This window comes from Hungatella sp. SB206 (assembly GCF_051132295.1).
In the GTDB taxonomy this organism is placed as follows: Bacteria; Bacillota; Clostridia; order Lachnospirales; family Lachnospiraceae; genus Hungatella; species Hungatella effluvii.
In genome coordinates this window covers 2,447,712-2,465,934 of record NZ_CP096603.1, presented here as the reverse complement: position 1 = coordinate 2,465,934, position 18,223 = coordinate 2,447,712, and the positions used below count along the sequence as shown (strand labels likewise).

The window sequence follows — 18,223 nt, the reverse complement described above, 5'->3', positions numbered from 1 at the left end:
CCCGCTCTTACTGTCATATCATCTCGATTGGCTTAAAGCCCTCTCCAAACACTTCATTCGAATCTGTAATAATGATAAACGCACCCTTATCGATCTCATGGACCTCGCGTCTGATGGGGATTACCTGGCTGTTATTACATGCACACATGACGACCTTCTTCTCATCCAGGGAGTAGGATCCCTGTCCTTCCAGAAACGTACAGCCCCGCCCTGTGGCCTCCTCAATGGCGGCTGCCACCGCTGCCTCGCACGACGTAACGATAAGCATCAGCTTTCCGGCGCCGAGACCGTACATGATCTTGTCGATGACCATGGTGGTCACGATGGAGGAGATCATACCCAGGATCACCGCATCCAGATTGCGGAACACGAAGCCGCCGGCCATGATGACTACGGCATCCACCACCAGAGAGATCTGGCCGATCGTCAGGTGGGGAAACAGCTTCCTGATAGCCATGACCAGGAAGTCCGTGCCGCCTGTGGAACCGCCCCGCAGGTAAACAATCGTAAGTCCCAGTCCCGAAAAGATACCGGTACAGATCGATGCATAGAACGGGTTTCCGTCATAGACAGGAATGATGGGCATTACATAGTCCAGCACAAACGCGAATATCACCATACTCTTCATGGAGCGGAGCAGGAACCGTCTTCCCAGCAGCTTATAGCTGACAAGCAGGATCGGTATGTTGAGAAGGATGCTCACGATACCCATGGGAAGTCCGAATAAGTAGCGCAAAATAAGGGCGATACCGGAGACGCCGACAGGTGCGAACTCCGCGTTCACCGCGAAATTATAGATCCCGATATTGAAAAGGAACGCGCCCGCGATATCGCAGAGCAGGTCGATTCCCAGGTCTTTTACTGTATACTGCTGTCTGATTCCAGTCATTTGATTCTTTCCTCCATTTCATCTCCGTGCAGCTGATACGGCCTGTCTCTAGAGGAAATAATCGTCGATCTCAAACTCCTTTTTCCCTACACGGATCCATTTGATCAGCACGCTGGTCTCTCCGTCTTCCTCCGCGCAGACTCCGCAGCCGTGAACCTCCGTCCTTCCATAGGATTGCTTAAAGATGACTTCTTTATCCATAATTCCGCGTTCTGCTATATTTTCCGCCAGATCGAGGAGCACATCCTCCACATCTTCCTCTACATGATTCTTCTCTAATTCCTGTTCCAGTGCCTCATAAAGCTCTTCGTTCATCATAATCGTATGTCCTTTCTTCTTTTCCATAAGACAATTATACATTTTTAAAATTTCTTGTCAATCTCACCCAGCCATGATAAAATTTATGCCATGAAAACGACTATGACATACCTCATTCAACAACAGGACATACAAAAGACCGTAGAACAGTTTCTGCTGTCAAACGGCTATTCCGCAGCTCTGATCCGCCGGCTGCGCCACACGGAGCAATCCATTTTAAAGAATGGAATCCCTGTCTATACGACGTACCGACTGGACGAGGGCGACTCCCTCACCGTCACACTGCCCGAAGAACACGGTTCAGAAAATATTGTTCCCGTTCCCATGGACCTGGACATCCGGTACGAGGACCGTGACCTTCTCGTCGTCAATAAGGCCGCCGGTGTCCCCATTCATCCGTCCCAGGGAAATCACGATAATACACTGGCTAACGGAATCGCCTGGTATCTGGGGGAGAAGGGAGAGGCCGCTACCTACCGGGCCATTAACCGACTGGACCGAGATACCACCGGCCTGCTGATACTGGCGAGGCACGCACTCAGCGCCTGCATGCTGTCCGAGATGGTCCGTACCCATGCCATACGCAGATGTTATCTGGCTGCGGCCTCCGGTCTGGTTCCCCCGGAAGGCGTGATCGACGCCCCCATCGCCAGGGCCGGCGATTCCACCATCGAGCGCTGTGTGGACTTTGAACGCGGAGATTCTGCCAGAACCCATTACCGCACGCTGTATTACAATCGTGACACCGACTGTTCCTTAGTAGAGCTGCGCCTGGAGACGGGACGAACCCATCAGATCCGGGTTCATATGAAGCATATCGGCCATCCGCTGCCCGGCGATTTTCTCTACAATCCCGACTACCGCCTGATCGGCAGGCAGGCCCTCCATTCGTGGCAGCTGGATTTTATTCATCCCATCAAAAAGGAGCCCCTTCATTTCGAGGCCCCTCTTCCAGAGGATATGCGCCGGCTCTTCGGTCAGGAGACGAATACCGTCCCTCCCATCCAGCGCAGTCCCTTCGGATAATGATTTTTTAAGATTCCACCTGCCAGTTTGGAAAATCCCAGGGACCAGCCGTCCACGGTCATCAGGACCCAGCCCTTCTGTCCGTTTAGATCACAGTTTTTTGCTTCCTCGATCCTCAGCGTTTCCCCCTTCAGATAACGGACAGCCTCCATCCCATCCGCCTTCATGGAGAAACGGCGCACCGCCTCCTCTTCCTTCATGGAGAGCGCCAGGGCGTGGGATGGCTCAAAGCGGTTCTTCTTCATCGTTCCCATATGAAGGCCGGGACGCACCACCTTTAGGCCGGCCAGATCGATCATCTGAGGCGGAAGCAGATACAGCTGGTCCCCGAACAGGATATACTCTTCCCTGTCCAGGTATCGCTCCGGTTCCGTAAACAGCTCCCTGCAGAAGCCTTCATACTCCTTCCACACGGCCTTGTCTTTCAAATACTTCGGCCCCTTTCGTTTCCACGTCCCGTCGTCCTCCCCCGTCTTGCGAAGCACGGCCAGATAGTGGCCTTCCCCCTCCGATAAATGGGGCCATATCCGGTAGGTTCTCCTGAGTGTTTCCATGGACAGGGTTCCCCATTCCGGCCTCCCCGGTGAAAGGCCTTCCCGGGTTCCCATATCCTCGATCTCAAATTCCGGATGATCCGAAAGAAACGTCTCGATGGTCTGCTCGTCCTCCTCCGGGGAAAAGGTACAGGTGGAATAGACCATGCGTCCCCCGGCCTTCAGCATCTGCGCTGCATGATCCAGAATCTGGCGCTGCCTCGCCGCGCACATAACCACGTGATCCGGACTCCACTGGCTGCGGGCTTCCTCGTCCTTACGGAACATGCCTTCGCCTGAGCATGGAGCGTCCACCACGATTTTATCGAAAAACTGAGGGAAGCGCTCTGCCAGCCGTTCCGGCGTCTCATTGGCCACCACCGCGTTCCGGATTCCCATGCGTTCCACGTTCTGCGAGAGGATCTTCGCCCTGGCAGGATGGATCTCATTGCTCAGCAAAAAGCCTTCTCCCAGCAGGTATCCGGCGATCTGAGTCGTCTTGCCGCCCGGTGCCGCGCAGAGGTCCAGCACACAGTCTCCCGGCTTCGGCTCCAAAAGTTCCACCACTGCCATAGCGCTGGGCTCCTGAATGTAATACAGCCCCGCTTCATGGTACGGATGCTTTCCGGGCCGGTCATGCGAATCGTAGTAATAGCCTTCCCTCGCCCACGGAATCTTTGTCAGGTGAAACGGGGCCTTCGCTAAAAACTCCTTCGCCTCCGCCTTTCCGGGATTCAGCCGCAGTCCCTGCACCCGCTCCTTTTCGTAGCTTTCCAGAAACGCCTTATATTCCGTTTCAAGAAGGCCCATCATCTTTTTTTTAAATGCCTCCGGTAGCTCTATCATCACAACTCCTCATTTTTCTCAAGAATTCTTTTCACCAGATTACCAGATTCGGCCTTTTCCGTCAATGTTCCGGAATAATTTTCCTTTATTTTTCCAATTTTTTCGACAAATTACACACTTTGTTTATAAATATTTTCGAACTATATGATAAAAATATATAGGAGACGTTAAAACGATTCTTCAACTAATGAACCTGCGAGGTACGACATGATATTAAACATCACCGCTTACTTTATTATTCCCGTTTACACGTTTCTTTTTGCCTGGGGAACCGATTTATTCAGGCTGAACTTCTCCGTACTGGGCAGTCTGGCCAACCGCAAGAATGCCTTTCTCTTATGGGGAATCATCGTGGGCATCTATTTTTACTATGTGCTGAGAAAAATTATTCATCACCTCCCACGCAACCGGAAGGAGACGGTTACGAGCGTCAGCGCTCTGATCCTGCTGGCCTTCGCGGTCACCACGCCCTATCTTCCCGAAAACAGGCCCTTTCGGGCATTTCTCCACGTGATCTTCGCCTTCAGCGCCTCCGTGCTGCTGCTGGCCTGTCTCTACCTGATCGTGTGGAAGCTCTACTGCATGAACCGGGAAGTATACCGTCCCTACTTCATCTGTCTGAACATCATCACTGTGCTGTCGGCCATGCTCTTGTGTCTGGCCGGAATCGTCAGCAGCGCGCTGGAAATATTCTTTACCGTATCCTGTACTCTGATGCTCATCAGACTGTACCGTCGTGTTACATCATCCAGGGACGGTTACTACAGTCTGAAGCACAAAGTCTAAAAACGCCGCAGACCGCCCGCAGGTACGCCATTTGACTAGTACAGCGTTGCATAAATAACTGAGTAATAGTGCTTGATATCTGCGTCAGGTGTGCGTCTGCGAAGTGACGGCGTAGTGGACCCTACGGCTAGCTTCGCAGACGTGCTCCTGGCGTAGATAGCGAGTGCTATTACTTAGGAATTTATGCAACGCTGTACTAGCTGCCGGCAGAAAAATAGTGCTGTAAAAAGAACATTATCCGCAAAAAACGCGTCCATTCCTTTTACAGCACCGTATCGTGTTCCATGTATTCAATTATAACATAACCTTATACTGGTCAGAACCTTCGCCGTTTACAACGTAGTAAGCAGCATGCTCTTCCGGTTTCACATAAATCTCGATTGTCTCGATGACAGCGCCCTTGTTCATGGACTCATAAGCCTTCTTTGCCGCTTCCAGAACATCTTTTGCAGCGATCTGCTTTCCAGCAAACTCGATGACTACGGAAGACTTTACTTCCTTCCCGGCTGCAGGCTTCTTAGCAACAGCTTTCTTTGGCGCAGCTTCCTTTTTCTCAGGTGCAGCCTTCGGCGCAGCTTCCTTCTTAGCTGGAGCAGCCTTCTTTGGTGCAGCCGCTTTCTTCTCAGCCGCCGGTTTTGCTGCCGGTGCCTTCTTAGCCTCTGACGGAGTTGCTTTCGCCGGCTTCTTTTCTGCCGTCTTGACTTCCGCTGTTTTCGTCTCTACAGCTTTCGTCTCTGCCGTCTTCGTTGCTGCCTTAGTTTCACTCTTAGTATTCATCATAATTCTCCTCCTCAAACAGATTCATCTGTTTCTACTGTTGACGTGTATAAGTTCAGCCTGCCTTCTGATGTTTATATTTTAGCTGAGTGAATTATAAAACGAAAATACCGTTTTGTCAACAAAATGACTCGCATTAACCCTGCTTTTTTACTTATTTATGCAGGATTTTAGAGGAAAATTACATAAATTTTGCATTTTACAGGTATTTTAAAATCTGTGAATAGGCTGCCCTCAGTTCTTCGTAACTGGTCCGGCAGTTGGCTGGGCTGGTCGACGGAAGCCGGATGGAGGCAATCTCCGTCTGGGAAAAGCAGTATCTTTCATACAATTCGTCCGCTTTTGTCCCTGTCGTAAACACGGCCCTTATGTCTGCCCGGGAAAGGATCACGTTCATGTCGTTGGGTACCGGATTTTTAATGGAGCTGTCGTCCGCTCCGCAGATATCGCATCCTGCAAGGACGTCCCACACGGCGATCCGGCGGCGCAGTGCCAGGCTCTTCTTCTCCTCAATCGTCCCAGGCGCCGGCTCCCCTAAAATATCCGCCAGGACCGGCCAGAAACGATTGCGCGGATGACCGTAGTAGAAGCCCTGCTCCCTGGATTTCGGAGACGGCATGGTGCCCAGCATGAGAACTCTGGAGTTTTCGTCGTATACCGGCTGAAAGGTATGAACGACTGTCTCCTCTCTGTTTTTCTTCTGCATCATGGACGGATCACGGAGCTGGCCCCGGACAGCTTCTCGGCGATATCGTACATATTGGTGACATTTCCAACCGCCAGCTTCTCGGAAAGGCCGTAAAAGTTCAGGCATGTGCCGCAGGTAAGGATCTCGACTCCCTGCGCCTCCAGACTCCTTAAATCTTCTACAGACTGCGATCCCTCCGCCGACAGCTTTGCACCACCGTTATAGAGCAGGACCGTATCGGGCAGCACGTCCAGCTGGGTCTGTGCATAGAGAAAGCCCTTCATCAGCTGCCTTCCCAGCTCATCATCCCCGCTTCCCATACAGTCGGAGGAAATCACCACGACCTGGCCCTTCCTCCTGGCATCCGGACTACAGGCTTCCGCCTTCGTGTCTGCTTCTGCGTCCCCATTAGCGGTATTTCCCTCCTTCTGAGGAACTGCCGCTTTCCGTTCCGTAACATCGTAGCTCACCCGGAATTCTTCCTCTGAGAGCTTTTCCGATACTGGCTTCAGTCCAAAATAGCCGCCCAGCTTCATTAAATTCTGTACGGCGATCTCATTGTCCACCAAAACTTCGACGGTTCCCTCCGTCATCTCTTTCAGCACCTCTTTTGCCTTAATCACAGGCTGGGGGCAGGGAAGTCCCTTTGCATCAACGATTTTCTTCATCTTATCTCCTTCCGGGCGGCACTAATACAGCTTTACATTAATTCCGTTAAAAATGCCACATATAACGCCAAAAAAAAGAAGAGCTATTATCCGAAGACAATAGCCCAGCCTCTTTATTCGTTTTCTTCTGTCTCGTCTTCGCCTACCAGTTCATCGTACTCCGCGTCATCCAGCAATTCGTCAAATGCATCGGCTACGATCTCATATTCGTCATCATCTTCGATATTCTCCAGATTCGGCTGTCCATCCTCTGACTCGGAATAACGGTATAAGTAAACCTCCCCCTCTTCCGCCTCAGCACCTTCCATCGGAAGCAGAGCAATGTAATCGCGTTCGCCGGCCGTAAAAATGGTGAGAACCACACACTCGATTTCTGTACCATCGTCCAGAGTCAGTGTGACGGTCATTTCCTCCTGCTCTTCCATGTTCTCCTGGTCTAAATTCGGATCCTGTGCCATGTCGATACCTCTCTTTTTGTAATGTTCTTTTCTATTCTTTTGACGACTATTTCGTCTCTTTCCACTCTATCAGACTATGGTATAAAAATCAAGGGATTTCTACATAATTAATACTCAATTCCCTCTCGAGCCTGGAGCCCCTGATCGTAAGGATGCTTGATCTTTTGGATCTCTGACACGTAATCCGCCAGGGAAATCAGTTCCTCCGACGGCCCGCGCCCGGTCAGCACAACCTCCAGGCCGGAGGGACGTCCGGTTATAAAATCTCTCACCGTCTCTTCCCGCACCAGACCATAATTCATGACTGCCATGATCTCGTCGAGAACCAGCAGATCGTAGGCGCCATCCACCGCTTTCCTAAGCGTCATATCCAGCAGCTCCGTGTAATACACCGCCGCCTCCTTCTTCTGTTCGTCTGTCATACGGAAGAAAAATCCGAAGCTCTTCTCACACGGTGTGACCGAAATTCCAGGTATCATTCCCAGCGCCGCCACCTCACCGGAATGGTCGGTCTTTAAAAACCGGGTAAGCAGTACCTTTCTGCTGCATCCAGCCGCGCGGACGGCCAGTCCGACGGCGGCCGTCGTCTTTCCCTTTCCCTCGCCGCAATAGATGTGTACACACGAATCCATGTTATGCTCCTTTCTACTCCCGTCCCAGATACTCCTTGACAAACCGGGACACCTCCTGTTTCTTACTGTACCGCTCGCTCACGTAATTGACGTGGAGCCGCTCCTTCGCCCTCGTCATGGCGACGTAGAACATGCGGCGTTCCTCTTCCATATCCGCGTCCAGAACCGCCTTGTGGTGCGGTGTAACGCCTTCGTTGGCATCGAGAATGTAAACGATCCGGTACTCCAGCCCCTTGGAGCTGTGCATCGTCATGAGGGAAACGCCCTCCGTCCGCTTCTCCCTGGATCGGGCCTGAAGCTTCAGTTCTCTGGCATACTCCTCCATATGGGCGAACCACGCCTCCACCGTCTGAAATCCCGCGGCGCTCTCCGCCAGCTGGTCCAGAACCTCGAACAGCTCCTCCGGCTTCATACGGCGGTACTCGGCGTACTCTCTGATGTAATCGTCATACCCTACCGCTTTGCGTATGTAATTCACCGCGGCGGCAGGCGCCAGCTGCCTCAGGAATTTCAGATCGTATTCCAGCTGTTCGATCCGCTCCACCATCCAGCCCTTGTCCTGATAAAAGGACTTGACCGCCTCCCAGCTCACCACCGGCAGTTCCAGTGCGTCCCGGCTGATGTACCGGTTCGGGCGGTTGATCACCGAGAGAATGCAGGAGCGGCTTAAATCACCGGCAGCAGCATTTAAATAGGCGATGATATTTTTCGCAATCCAGTGGTCGTAAAGATTCGGCACGGCGTCCTTCATGCAGAAGGGGATATTGTATTCCATCAGCTTCTCGATCAGCAGACGCGGCCCCAGATTCGTCCGGTACAGAACTGCGATATCGGACCAGGCATATCCGGCTCCGGTGTAATCCGTGATCTCGTGGACGATCTCCAGCGTCTCCTCCTGCGGATCCTTCCAGACTCTCGTAACCACAGGTTTTCCCCTGCCCTGCTTCGTGACGATCTCCTTCGGAAAACGCGTTTTATTATGGGCAATCAGCTTACCCGCCGTGTCCACGATGTCCTTCGTACTGCGGAAATTGATATTTAAGAGGACCCGCTCGGCATCGGGATAGTCCTTCTCAAAGCCCAGCATAATCTCCGGCTTCGCGCCGCGGAACCGGTAGATGGACTGATCGTCGTCTCCCACAATAAACAGGTTGTTCTCAGGAGCCGCCAGCATCCGCACGATCTCATACTGAACCCGGTTGATGTCCTGAAACTCATCTACCAGTATGTACTGATACTTCCTCTGCCATGCGCCAAGGATGTCCTTCCTCTCCTTAAACAGATCGTAGCACATGACCAGCATATCATCAAAATCGATTAAATTCGCTCTCCTCAGCCGCTCCTCGTAGCCCGAATACAGCTTCTTGAATATCTCTTCCGAACAGTTCTTCGCATAGTAGTGGTTCAAGTGGATCATTTCCCCTTTTACGGAGCTGATCTCTGACAAAATGGAGCTCACAAACTCCGCCTCATCCTCCACCTCAACATGGTTTGTCTCGATCAGTTCCCTGATGTACTGCATCCGCTGTTCATCACGCACAATGTTGCGCGCGTCATATCTGTATGCAAATTTTAAGATTCGGAAAAATATGGCATGAAATGTGCCGAAACTGACAGATGACGGTCCCCCGCCGCACAGACTCTCATATCGCTCTTTCATCTCCGTGGCCGCCGCCTTCGTAAAGGTGATGACCAGGATACTGGACGGATTTACTCTGCATTCCTCCGTCAAATACTTAATCCGGTGGGTTATGGTAAATGTCTTTCCCGAACCCGGACCGGCCAGCACCAGCATGGGACCCTTATCGTGAGTCACCGCCGCCTTCTGTGCACCTTCAAATATTACTTCTGAACTCATCGGTTTTCCCTTCTCTCAGAGGGAATTAGAGCGCGTCTGAAACGTCTGATCAGACACGCTCAAAACCCTTATATCTTCTCTTTACTGACGGCTCAACAGCTCGATTCCCGTCTGAATCCTAGCAATGGATTCTTCCCTGCCAAGCACTTCCATAATCTCCGTAGCGCCTGCCGGTGTCATCTGCCTGCCGGAAACCGCCGTACGGATCGGCCACATAACAAAGCCGGTCTTATAGCCCTTTTCCGCCACATACGCTGACAGCGCCGCATATAAGGCGTCGTTGCTGAAGTCCTCCTGTGCTTCCAGGATCGGCAGAACTTCTGTGAGAACCGTCAATGCGGTCTCCTTATTCGTCTTCATCTTCTTATGAACGTACATCTCCGGATCGTACTCAGGAAGCGCCTCAAAGAAGTCGATATGGTCTGCAATATCCGGGAAAATCTCGATTCTCGTCTTCACCATGGCGGCGATCTTCTCTAAATCGAGATCCTTCGTGATGACCTTCCTGATATGAGGCTCCGCCATCTCAAAGAACCGGTCAAACTCCATGGCCTTCATATATTCGCCGTTCATCCATTTTAACTTCGTCATATCGAATACGGCCGGAGACTTGCTGATATTATGGTAATCGAATTCCTTTATTAACTCTGCCAGAGAGAAAATCTCACGGTTGTCCACCGGAGACCATCCCAGCAGTGCCACGTAGTTCACTACAGCCTCGGAGATGAAACCCTGCTCGATCAGATCCTCGTAGGACGCATGTCCGCTCCTCTTGCTCAGCTTCTTATGCTCTTCGTTCGTAATCAGCGGGCAGTGCACGTATACCGGAACGTCCCAGCCGAAAGCGGCGTAGAGACGGTTGTACTTCGGTGAGGAGGAAAGGTATTCATTGCCGCGGACCACATGGGTGATTCCCATCAAATGGTCATCGACTACATTGGCAAAATTATACGTTGGGTATCCATCCGACTTAATCAGTACCATATCGTCCAGCTCTGAGTTGTCCACGGTGATGTCACCGTAAATCTCATCGTGGAACGTGGTAGTTCCCTCGGTTGGATTGTTCTGACGGATGACGTAAGGCATGCCGGCTGCCAGATTGGCCTCCACTTCTTCCCTGGATAAGGAGAGGCAATGCTTGTCGTAGGTCATAATCTCCTGGCCTTCCACCGTCTGCTTTAAAGAATCCAGACGCTCCTGCGTACAGAAGCAGTAATACGCCTCGCCCTTTTCCACCAGCAGCTTCGCATACTCCAGATAAATACCGGAAGCCTGACGCTCGCTCTGAACGTAAGGACCCACGCCGCCATCCTTGTCCGGGCCTTCATCATGAACCAGTCCGGTCTCCTCAAGCGTTCTATAGATAATCTCGACAGCACCTTCCACATACCGTTCCTGGTCCGTATCTTCGATACGGAGAAGAAACTCTCCGTCTTCATGCTTTGCAATTAAAAATGCGTACAACGCGGTCCTTAAATTGCCGACATGCATGCGTCCCGTAGGGCTCGGTGCGTATCTCGTTCTTACTTTGCTCATTTTGGCACACTCCTAAATTATTATTTTACGCGTACCCTATTATATAACGAAGTACTGGAAAAAACAATCATTTCATCGAAATTTGGCAGGAAATCACCGGTTCCTCCGCCGTATATGGAACCGGCGGGAATCCGTAATAATCCTAAGAATAATTATGGCTGTGAATAAAAGGATCGCAGTTGTACACAGCTCCTGGTAAGCCGTCCCCAACTTTTTCTTCCCTTACGGAATCGTCGGGAACACAGAGATAATCCCCAGAATAACCGCTGCGATAATAATAATCGCCGCCAGACGCCTATCCTTTAAAATCAGAGGATTCCTCCAGCCGTTTTCACCCTCCTCATCTTCCGAGTCTCCGTCATCGTCCAAATCCCCCTCCGCTTCCGAATCCTCAGCAGCCACATAATCCTCATCGACCTCCGCGTCCTCCTTCATGCTCTCCCACTCCTTCAGATATCCCTGGGCAGCCAAAAGATCGGAGGCGCGCACATAGATCTTTTCCCCGAAAATCGAGTAGCCCATGTAGACCCTCATATATTCGCCGCTTTCCTCATCCATGGAGTACGATGGAATTCCATGATTCTCCAATATTCCCTGCAGCAGCTTCGCTTCTATGTGATCGCTGACCGTCGTCAGCAGCTCCACATCGACACCCTCAGACGCAAATTCCACATTACCTTTTTCCCCCTCCTCTTTTTTGACGAGCGGGGTCTGGCAGTCCGTGCATACCTCTCTTCCATCGAAAAACTCCGCGCCGCAATTGGGACACTTCATCGTCATAGCACATACCTCCCTTTCCGGGCCACTTTCGGCATACAGGCGGCCATTCTTTTCATCCATTATACCATAAAATCCCTGTGTGTAAAAACTGTTTACATTTGTCTCCGCATCGTGTAAAATACTTTATATCCTACTAAACAGATAAGAATAATAGGAAGGAGAACGACACCATGAAAATCTCTACAAAGGGACGGTATGCCCTTCGTATGATGCTGGAATTCGCTCTGCATCCGGGTGAATGTACGAAAATCAACCAGGTGGCCGAACGCCAGCAGATATCAGACAAATACTTGGAACAGATTGTGACGATTTTAAGCCGCGCAGGCTATGTCAAGAGCATGAGAGGCGCCCAGGGCGGCTATTATCTGACGAAGGAGCCTGCCGATTATACGGTTGGCATGATCCTGCGTCTCACCGAGGGCAGCCTTGCCCCTGTAGCGTGTATGGAGGACGAATTAAACCAGTGTGTGCGTTCCGGCCACTGCGCTACCCTAACCGTGTGGAAACAGCTGGATCAGGCGATTAACGGGGTTGTGGACAGCATTACGCTCGCCGATCTGGTGGAAGAACAGAAGAAACTGGATGGTGACAGTCATGATTCATGAATTCTCACGGAGTGAACTCCTTCTGGGAAAGGACTCCATGGAAAAGCTGGCAGGCTCCTGTGTCGCCGTCTTCGGCGTCGGCGGAGTGGGATCCCACTGCATCGAGGCCCTGGCCAGAGGAGGCGTCGGCCGTCTCGTCCTGATCGACAACGACACCGTCTCGATCACCAACATTAACCGGCAGAGCATCGCTTATCACAGCACCGTCGGCATGTACAAGACTCAGGTCATGAAGACGCGGATTCTGGACATGAATCCACAGGCGGAAGTCTTTGCATTTGAGACCTTTGTCCTGCCCGATAACATAGAAAATCTGTTTGAACAGATTCCCTGTAAAGTCAACTACATTATCGATGCCATCGACACCGTCACAGCCAAGCTGGCCCTGGCCCAATACGCCATTGACCACGAAATCCCTTTCATTGCCTCTATGGGAACCGGCAACAAGCTTCACCCGGAACTGTTTGAAATCACGGATTTATCGAAAACCTCGGTCTGTCCGCTCTGCAAAGTCATGCGCCGGGAACTGAAAAAACGGGGCATCACTTCTCTGAAAGTCCTGTACTCCAGGGAAGAACCGCTGAAGCCGCTGGAAACCAGCACAGAAGTCACTTCGAAACGCGCCGTGCCAGGCAGCGTCTCTTTCGTTCCCCCAGTCGCAGGTCTCCTCATCGCAGGGGAAGTGATACGCGGGCTGACAGGGAAGAATTAGATGCAGGACAGTAAATTCTGCTGCAAACAAATATGCAAAACCCAAAAACGGAAGCATTTAAGAGCCGCTCATTATATCCCGGCCTCTCAAACGCTTCCATTTCTTATACATCTTTTATCTACTTTATCTACCCGTGAAGCCTCTGCTCAGCGCCATATCGCCTCTCTAAAACTTTGCAATATACCCCTGAATAAAGATTACCAGTACGATCAGAGGCAGGACAAATGTCACATATCCTCTCACCCATCTCGGGAACTTAATTCCCTTTCCTTCGTTGGCTTCCTTCATAAAATTCTCAAATCCCCAGCCGTATCTTGTGGTACAGAAGGCCAGATAGATGAGACTTCCCAGCGGAAGCAGGTTGTTGCTGATAATGAAGTCCTCTAAATCCAGGACATTGCTGCCTTCGCCGAATGGCATGAAGCCGCTCCACAGATTGAATCCCAGCACACACGGCAGGGAAAGCAAAATCACTGCAGCCGCGTTGCACAGTACGGCCTTTTTGATGGTGCAGCCCGTCAAATCCGTGGCAAATGACACGATATTCTGGAACACGGCGATAACCGTGGATACAGCCGCAAATGACATAAACAGGAAGAACAGCGATCCCACCAGTCTTCCGCCCGCCATATTATTAAATACATTCGGCAGTGTCACAAAGATCAGCTTCGGTCCCTGGCCCGGTTCAATACTGAACGCAAAGCATGCAGGGAAAATGATCAGTCCGGCCATAAAGGCTACGAAGGTATCGAGAATCGTAACGGAAATCGCCTCGCCCATCAGGCTGCGCTCCTTGCCGATATAGCTTCCGAAAATCGCCAGGGCGCCGATTCCCAGACTCAGCGTAAAGAACGCCTGTCCCATGGCTGCGAAGATTACTTCTCCCAGTCCGGCTTCCTGAATCTTTCCGAAGTCAGGCTTTAAATAGAATTCCAGTCCCGGTCCGCTGTTGTCCATCATGACCGAGTGTACCGCCAGAATCACCATCAGAACCAGCAGGCAGACCATCATCACCTTGGTGATCTTTTCCACACCGCCCTGCAGCCCCTTCGCGCAGACCGCGAAGCATCCGATTACCACAAGTATCATAAATACAGCCATCAGAACCGGATTTGCCAGCATTCCCTCGAATTGCGCGCCGACACCGGCAGCATCCAGACCCGTAAAATCACCTTTTGCCATCTTGAAGAAATATAAGATCATCCAACCGGCGACCGTGGTGTAAAACATCATCAGGATGTAATTTCCTGCCATGCCCAGATATTTGGCGTAATGCCACTTCGTTCCTTTTGGCTCCAGCACATCATAGGACAGCGCCACACTTCTCTGGCTTGCCCGTCCCACTGCAAATTCCATGACTACGATCGGAAGACCCAGTATCACTAAGAATACCGCGTAAATTAATACGAATGCCGCGCCGCCGTACTGGCCTACGATGTATGGAAAACGCCATACATTGCCGAGTCCGATTGCGCATCCCGCTGAAATAAGAATAAAGCCCAGCCGGGATGAAAATTTTTCTCTCCCCATACTCTTTCTCTCCTGGTTGTTTAAATTCGATCCGCCGGATCAGCCAAAATAAGCTTCCTTCTGACCAAAACGGCAAAGATTCTGTACCATTATAGCACAGAATCTCTGTTGTGGCTACTTCATATTATACTGTATACGATACCGTTTCTAACGCCTGATGGAAGCCGCCATCCGGTGGTACGTATGGCGCACTCCGCGGATCACCTTTCCATATTCCAGGATATTTTCAGGCAGTGCCATGCCGCCGTATCCGGCGTCTCCCAGGTGATGCATATCCGTTCCCGTCATCTTGCACATCAGCGCAATCTCCCGGATGGTAGCCGGATCTGAGCCCTCCTGGGAGGTTCCTATCGCCGTCAGCGTCAGAGCCCCCAGCTCATGAGCACAGGAGACCAGCCCCCGGATATACTCCATGGTAATTCCCGGGACCGTCCCCGGAGCCGGCATAAGAATCACATCGGCTCCCGCTTCGCGAAACAGCTTCACATCCTCCCGCGTGATGATCTTCTCTCCCGCCTCAGAGAGAATTCCCGCCGCGTGCATCTTTCCGGCCACCAGGACAATGCTGTCACCGAATTCCTTCCGGTAAACCGCCAGCGTCTCCTCGATGGCCCGGTTGGTGACACCGACACCCGGATTCCCTGTCAGGACGATGAAATCGACCCCCATATCGACCGCCTTCCTCGCATTTTCCAGTGTTCCCAGACGGCCTCCCGTGATTCCCCACATGGAGTCCGCCTCCACCGAGCTCTCCACGCCCTGTTCCTTTGGCTCCAGGTTGATGCCCACAGGACGCCCGGTCAGCTCCTTCACCTTCCGGATCAGATCCCCTTTGTCAACAGGCGGAAGACCGTTGATTACAGGGTCATCCACATCAAAGATATTTAACAGAATCACATCGGCGCCCATGGCCGCAGCCAGCTCCGCATTGCTCACATCTCCCAGCATGGGCTGTAAATTTCCGATGGTCTCACAGACCAGCACCCGGCCCTCGCTGGAGGCAATGGATTCCACCAGTTCTTTTCCGTTCATTTTCTCAAAATCCGATGCATTGCAATTTAAAAAACGTTTCACTGCTTTTTCTCCTTTCCCGTTGGAAATGATTGGTTCCCGTGTTTCACCGTATATTTCCCGCTGCTGAAATTCCTTCCGTGAAACAGAAGCGCAACAAACACGATACCGAGGCAGACCATCTGATATCTCATCTCCAGTTGAAGCGCCCCCAGTGCCAGACAGGCGGCAGCGTCCACGAGAAACAGCGCCCCCTTTATATTTAACACTTGATACTATTATAAAGGAAGAATCCCCATAATACAATTATTTTGCATAGCCTGTTTCATATACTGCAACAGCCAGCAACTATTCCTAAAACGAAAAAGAGTCCGGCAAGCCGGACTCTCGCGCCGGAGCGCGGCCGCTTCAGCAGTCATACTTCATTCATGCACTTTATTCCATACGAACTGCCTGATCCAGCTCAATTCCCGCCAATAATACAATCCCAATACCATGGGTATCATTCAGTGTCCATCCAAGCGTATCCCGGTAGTAATCGCCGGAGAAGGAGTAGAAGGAGCCGCGGCAGATTCCATATACATTGCCAAAACGGTCTAGCGCTGTCTGTTTTAAGCCTTCCCACGCCTTCATGGCCGATGCCAGGAGTTTTTTGCCTAAAGCGTCTTTTACCCAGCCAAATCTGACCGCCCGGCTGAAGCCGTATATAAACATGGCGGTACAGGAAGCCTCCTCATAAGATTCCGGGAGCGTCAGCACCTGATGCCACAATCCTCTGCTTCCCTGCAAGGCCACGTATCCCTCGCAAAGGCTTGTAAAGAATTCCAGGATACTGCCTCTGTCTTTATGGTCCTGAGGCAGATATTCCAACAACTCTGATATGGAAAACAGCGCCCATCCATTGCCTCTTCCCCACGGTACCTGTGTGGCCGCTTCCACATGAAAATCGTATACATGGCTCATGATCTTATACTCCGGCATATACAGATATTTCTTAAACATCAGCACCTGATTCGCCGCGTCATCCAGGTACTTTGCGTCTCCGGTCATTTTTGCGTACCGGCATAAAAACGGAATACTCATATAGAGATCATCGACCCACATGGTCGTATGGCCCTCTCCCAGGCGGCAGAAGGCCCCATCTTCCCTGCGGGACTGTCCGCTATGGATATAGCTGCCGATCCGGTCGGCCGTCATTTTGACATTCCTGTCCATTTTGTCTTTGTAAAATTCCAGCATGGCAGAGCCGAAGGAACCACAGGTATCCAGCGAGTCCAGAACCACAAGCTGGTTATTGATCTCCGGGTAACCATACGTCTTTGCATCCCACAGACTGTATTCATGCATGGCAGCACACTCATGGATATGTTTTCTTACATATTCCGTAATGTCCGGCCTGTCTAAAACCCGGGCGGCCTGGGTCAGGCCGTAGAGCGTTACACCTAAAGGATAATTCCAGCGGCCAAAACAGGGATTCTCGAGATAGGGGCGAACCACCGTATGTTCAGCTGCTTTCCAGTAGCATTTCTCAGAATCGCCGAACAAGCCGTAAAAGCCCGGAAGCTTCCAGTCAGGCTTTGCATCAAACAGTCCCAGGTAAAGGCAGGGCCCCTTCACGCCATCTACCCCAGGATTCATGATCTTCAGCTTTGTACGATCTTCATACTCTGCTGAAAACCTGACAGTCCAGCTGCTCTCCTCCGGACAGCGGGAACAGGCCAGCAGATCGTGGTTTCCAGCAGTTACTGTAATGCCACCGGACTCGATCCTTCTTCCATCCAAATAAAATTCTGCGCCGGAACAGGTAAAGACAACCTTCTGTTTTCCCGGCAGATTCTGTCGGATTTTACTCCATATACAGGCCCACCTTCCTGGCCGGCGGCCAAAGACAGCCTCCAGATCACCGGGAGATTCCATTGTCTCATGCGTCTGAGCAGGATACCAGCAAAGCCCTGTATCCGCCTCGTTTCCATTTAGATCAATGTCCGGGACATTGACTTTTGGGCCGTCAAACGGCTGGCTGTATACCAATCCGCCCTGTCCTTCTCTTTCTGCAAAAGGCGTCAGAAACGGAATCCAGCTCCAGACGGACAGCTCCGGTTCTAAATGGCAGCCGAAACCGGAGGTTCGCTTACAGCAGCGAAGCATCAGCGAATTCCAGCCAGCTCCGCAGGGCAATACAACGCAGGTCACCTTCTGCTCATTATTTTCTTCATAAGGAGTGGATTCCCACAGCAGGCTGCCATTAAAATACACCTCTGCCTGACTGTAACACCGTATCAGGAGTGTTCTGTTTTCGGAACCACTGCAGTAAAACTTAGCGGCAATTAATGCATACTGACCCATCAAAGCCTCCGGCAGCTTAGCATTCAAATCCAGATTATAGCTTCCGTCTGCATCAGGAAGAAAGGAATCATCACGAAACGCCCGGAATCGGAAAGAGCCGGCCGGGTTCTGTCCTATGTACCTCCCCGCGACGGTACTCAAAATATCATGAAGCGGCGCATTGCCAGATTTCATACTGATATTGCTGTCAAAATACGTATTAAATGTCTCCATCGCTTTCCCTC

19 protein-coding genes are annotated in these 18,223 nt (G+C 51.4%); 4 read left to right on the top strand and 15 right to left on the bottom strand.

The window, feature by feature from the left end; translation table 11 throughout:
• Positions 1-13: 13 nt before the first annotated feature.
• Together M1L66_RS10635 and M1L66_RS10630 are read right to left on the bottom strand one after the other, a co-directional pair.
• The gene (locus M1L66_RS10635; protein ID WP_187021571.1) at positions 14-889 is read right to left on the bottom strand and encodes a YitT family protein; all 876 of its coding nucleotides are present in this window, start codon (positions 887-889) and stop codon (positions 14-16) included.
• A gap of 48 nt (positions 890-937) precedes the next feature.
• On the bottom strand, positions 938-1,207 hold the full coding sequence (locus M1L66_RS10630; protein WP_002600485.1) for a hypothetical protein: 270 nt from the start codon (positions 1,205-1,207) through the stop codon (positions 938-940).
• Positions 1,208-1,297: 90 nt separating this feature from the next.
• Between M1L66_RS10630 and M1L66_RS10625 the strand changes: the two genes are divergently transcribed.
• A complete protein-coding gene (locus tag M1L66_RS10625; RefSeq protein ID WP_434692814.1) occupies positions 1,298-2,233 on the top strand; it encodes an RluA family pseudouridine synthase in 936 nt (311 codons plus the stop codon).
• On the opposite strand, the gene M1L66_RS10620 is transcribed toward M1L66_RS10625, so the two are convergent.
• Positions 2,185-3,612 carry an RsmF rRNA methyltransferase first C-terminal domain-containing protein gene (locus M1L66_RS10620; RefSeq protein ID WP_434692811.1) on the bottom strand — a complete coding sequence of 476 codons (1,428 nt, stop codon included), beginning with the start codon at positions 3,610-3,612 and terminating at the stop codon, positions 2,185-2,187. The two genes, M1L66_RS10625 and M1L66_RS10620, sit on opposite strands and share 49 nt — an antisense overlap.
• Positions 3,613-3,819: 207 nt before the next feature.
• Between M1L66_RS10620 and M1L66_RS10615 the strand changes: the two genes are divergently transcribed.
• Positions 3,820-4,398, top strand: coding sequence for a hypothetical protein (locus tag M1L66_RS10615; protein ID WP_002600488.1), 579 nt, complete (start codon positions 3,820-3,822; stop codon positions 4,396-4,398).
• A gap of 294 nt (positions 4,399-4,692) precedes the next feature.
• On the opposite strand, the gene M1L66_RS10610 is transcribed toward M1L66_RS10615, so the two are convergent.
• The 8 genes from M1L66_RS10610 to M1L66_RS10575 form a co-directional block, all read right to left on the bottom strand.
• Complete coding sequence (locus M1L66_RS10610) at positions 4,693-5,178, bottom strand: DUF6465 family protein (RefSeq protein WP_434692807.1); 486 nt, start codon at positions 5,176-5,178, stop codon at positions 4,693-4,695.
• Between the two features lie 196 nt (positions 5,179-5,374).
• The gene (locus tag M1L66_RS10605) at positions 5,375-5,884 is read right to left on the bottom strand and encodes a DNA-deoxyinosine glycosylase (protein WP_117621784.1); all 510 of its coding nucleotides are present in this window, start codon (positions 5,882-5,884) and stop codon (positions 5,375-5,377) included.
• Complete coding sequence (gene yedF, locus M1L66_RS10600; protein ID WP_187021579.1) at positions 5,881-6,531, bottom strand: sulfurtransferase-like selenium metabolism protein YedF; 651 nt, start codon at positions 6,529-6,531, stop codon at positions 5,881-5,883. Before yedF ends, M1L66_RS10605 begins: the two co-directional genes overlap by 4 nt.
• Before the next feature lie 113 nt (positions 6,532-6,644).
• The gene (locus M1L66_RS10595) at positions 6,645-6,989 is read right to left on the bottom strand and encodes a DUF1292 domain-containing protein (protein WP_002600492.1); all 345 of its coding nucleotides are present in this window, start codon (positions 6,987-6,989) and stop codon (positions 6,645-6,647) included.
• 107 nt (positions 6,990-7,096) lie between these two features.
• Positions 7,097-7,621: a cob(I)yrinic acid a,c-diamide adenosyltransferase gene (locus M1L66_RS10590; protein ID WP_434692805.1), complete on the bottom strand. Its 525-nt coding sequence runs from the start codon at positions 7,619-7,621 to the stop codon at positions 7,097-7,099.
• A gap of 13 nt (positions 7,622-7,634) precedes the next feature.
• Positions 7,635-9,479, bottom strand: a complete 1,845-nt coding sequence (locus M1L66_RS10585) for an ATP-dependent helicase (RefSeq protein WP_156832867.1) — start codon at positions 9,477-9,479, stop codon at positions 7,635-7,637.
• 81 nt (positions 9,480-9,560) lie between these two features.
• Positions 9,561-11,015, bottom strand: coding sequence for a glutamate--tRNA ligase (gltX, locus tag M1L66_RS10580; protein WP_187021582.1), 1,455 nt, complete (start codon positions 11,013-11,015; stop codon positions 9,561-9,563).
• 222 nt (positions 11,016-11,237) lie between these two features.
• Complete coding sequence (locus tag M1L66_RS10575; protein ID WP_434692803.1) at positions 11,238-11,795, bottom strand: DUF2007 domain-containing protein; 558 nt, start codon at positions 11,793-11,795, stop codon at positions 11,238-11,240.
• A 170-nt stretch (positions 11,796-11,965) separates the two neighbouring features.
• Here M1L66_RS10575 and M1L66_RS10570 point away from each other — a divergent pair, with 170 nt between their 5' ends.
• A complete protein-coding gene (locus M1L66_RS10570) occupies positions 11,966-12,400 on the top strand; it encodes an RrF2 family transcriptional regulator (protein WP_002600497.1) in 435 nt (144 codons plus the stop codon).
• On the top strand, positions 12,390-13,112 hold the full coding sequence (locus M1L66_RS10565) for a tRNA threonylcarbamoyladenosine dehydratase (protein WP_002600498.1): 723 nt from the start codon (positions 12,390-12,392) through the stop codon (positions 13,110-13,112). The genes M1L66_RS10570 and M1L66_RS10565 overlap by 11 nt, the downstream gene beginning before the upstream one ends.
• Before the next feature lie 165 nt (positions 13,113-13,277).
• On the opposite strand, the gene M1L66_RS10560 is transcribed toward M1L66_RS10565, so the two are convergent.
• The 4 genes from M1L66_RS10560 to M1L66_RS10545 all read right to left on the bottom strand — a co-directional run bounded on the left by M1L66_RS10560 (position 13,278) and on the right by M1L66_RS10545 (position 18,212).
• On the bottom strand, positions 13,278-14,642 hold the full coding sequence (locus M1L66_RS10560) for a sodium-dependent transporter (protein WP_117630132.1): 1,365 nt from the start codon (positions 14,640-14,642) through the stop codon (positions 13,278-13,280).
• 147 nt (positions 14,643-14,789) lie between these two features.
• Positions 14,790-15,716 (bottom strand): haloacid dehalogenase-like hydrolase, encoded by a 927-nt coding sequence (locus M1L66_RS10555; protein ID WP_434692801.1) that lies wholly within the window; start codon positions 15,714-15,716, stop codon positions 14,790-14,792.
• Positions 15,713-15,922, bottom strand: coding sequence for a hypothetical protein (locus tag M1L66_RS10550; protein WP_187021587.1), 210 nt, complete (start codon positions 15,920-15,922; stop codon positions 15,713-15,715). The genes M1L66_RS10555 and M1L66_RS10550 overlap by 4 nt, the downstream gene beginning before the upstream one ends.
• Before the next feature lie 166 nt (positions 15,923-16,088).
• Entirely contained in the window at positions 16,089-18,212 is a 2,124-nt protein-coding gene (locus tag M1L66_RS10545) for a glycoside hydrolase family 88/105 protein (RefSeq protein ID WP_434692798.1), read from the bottom strand.
• Between the last annotated feature and the right edge of the window lie 11 nt (positions 18,213-18,223).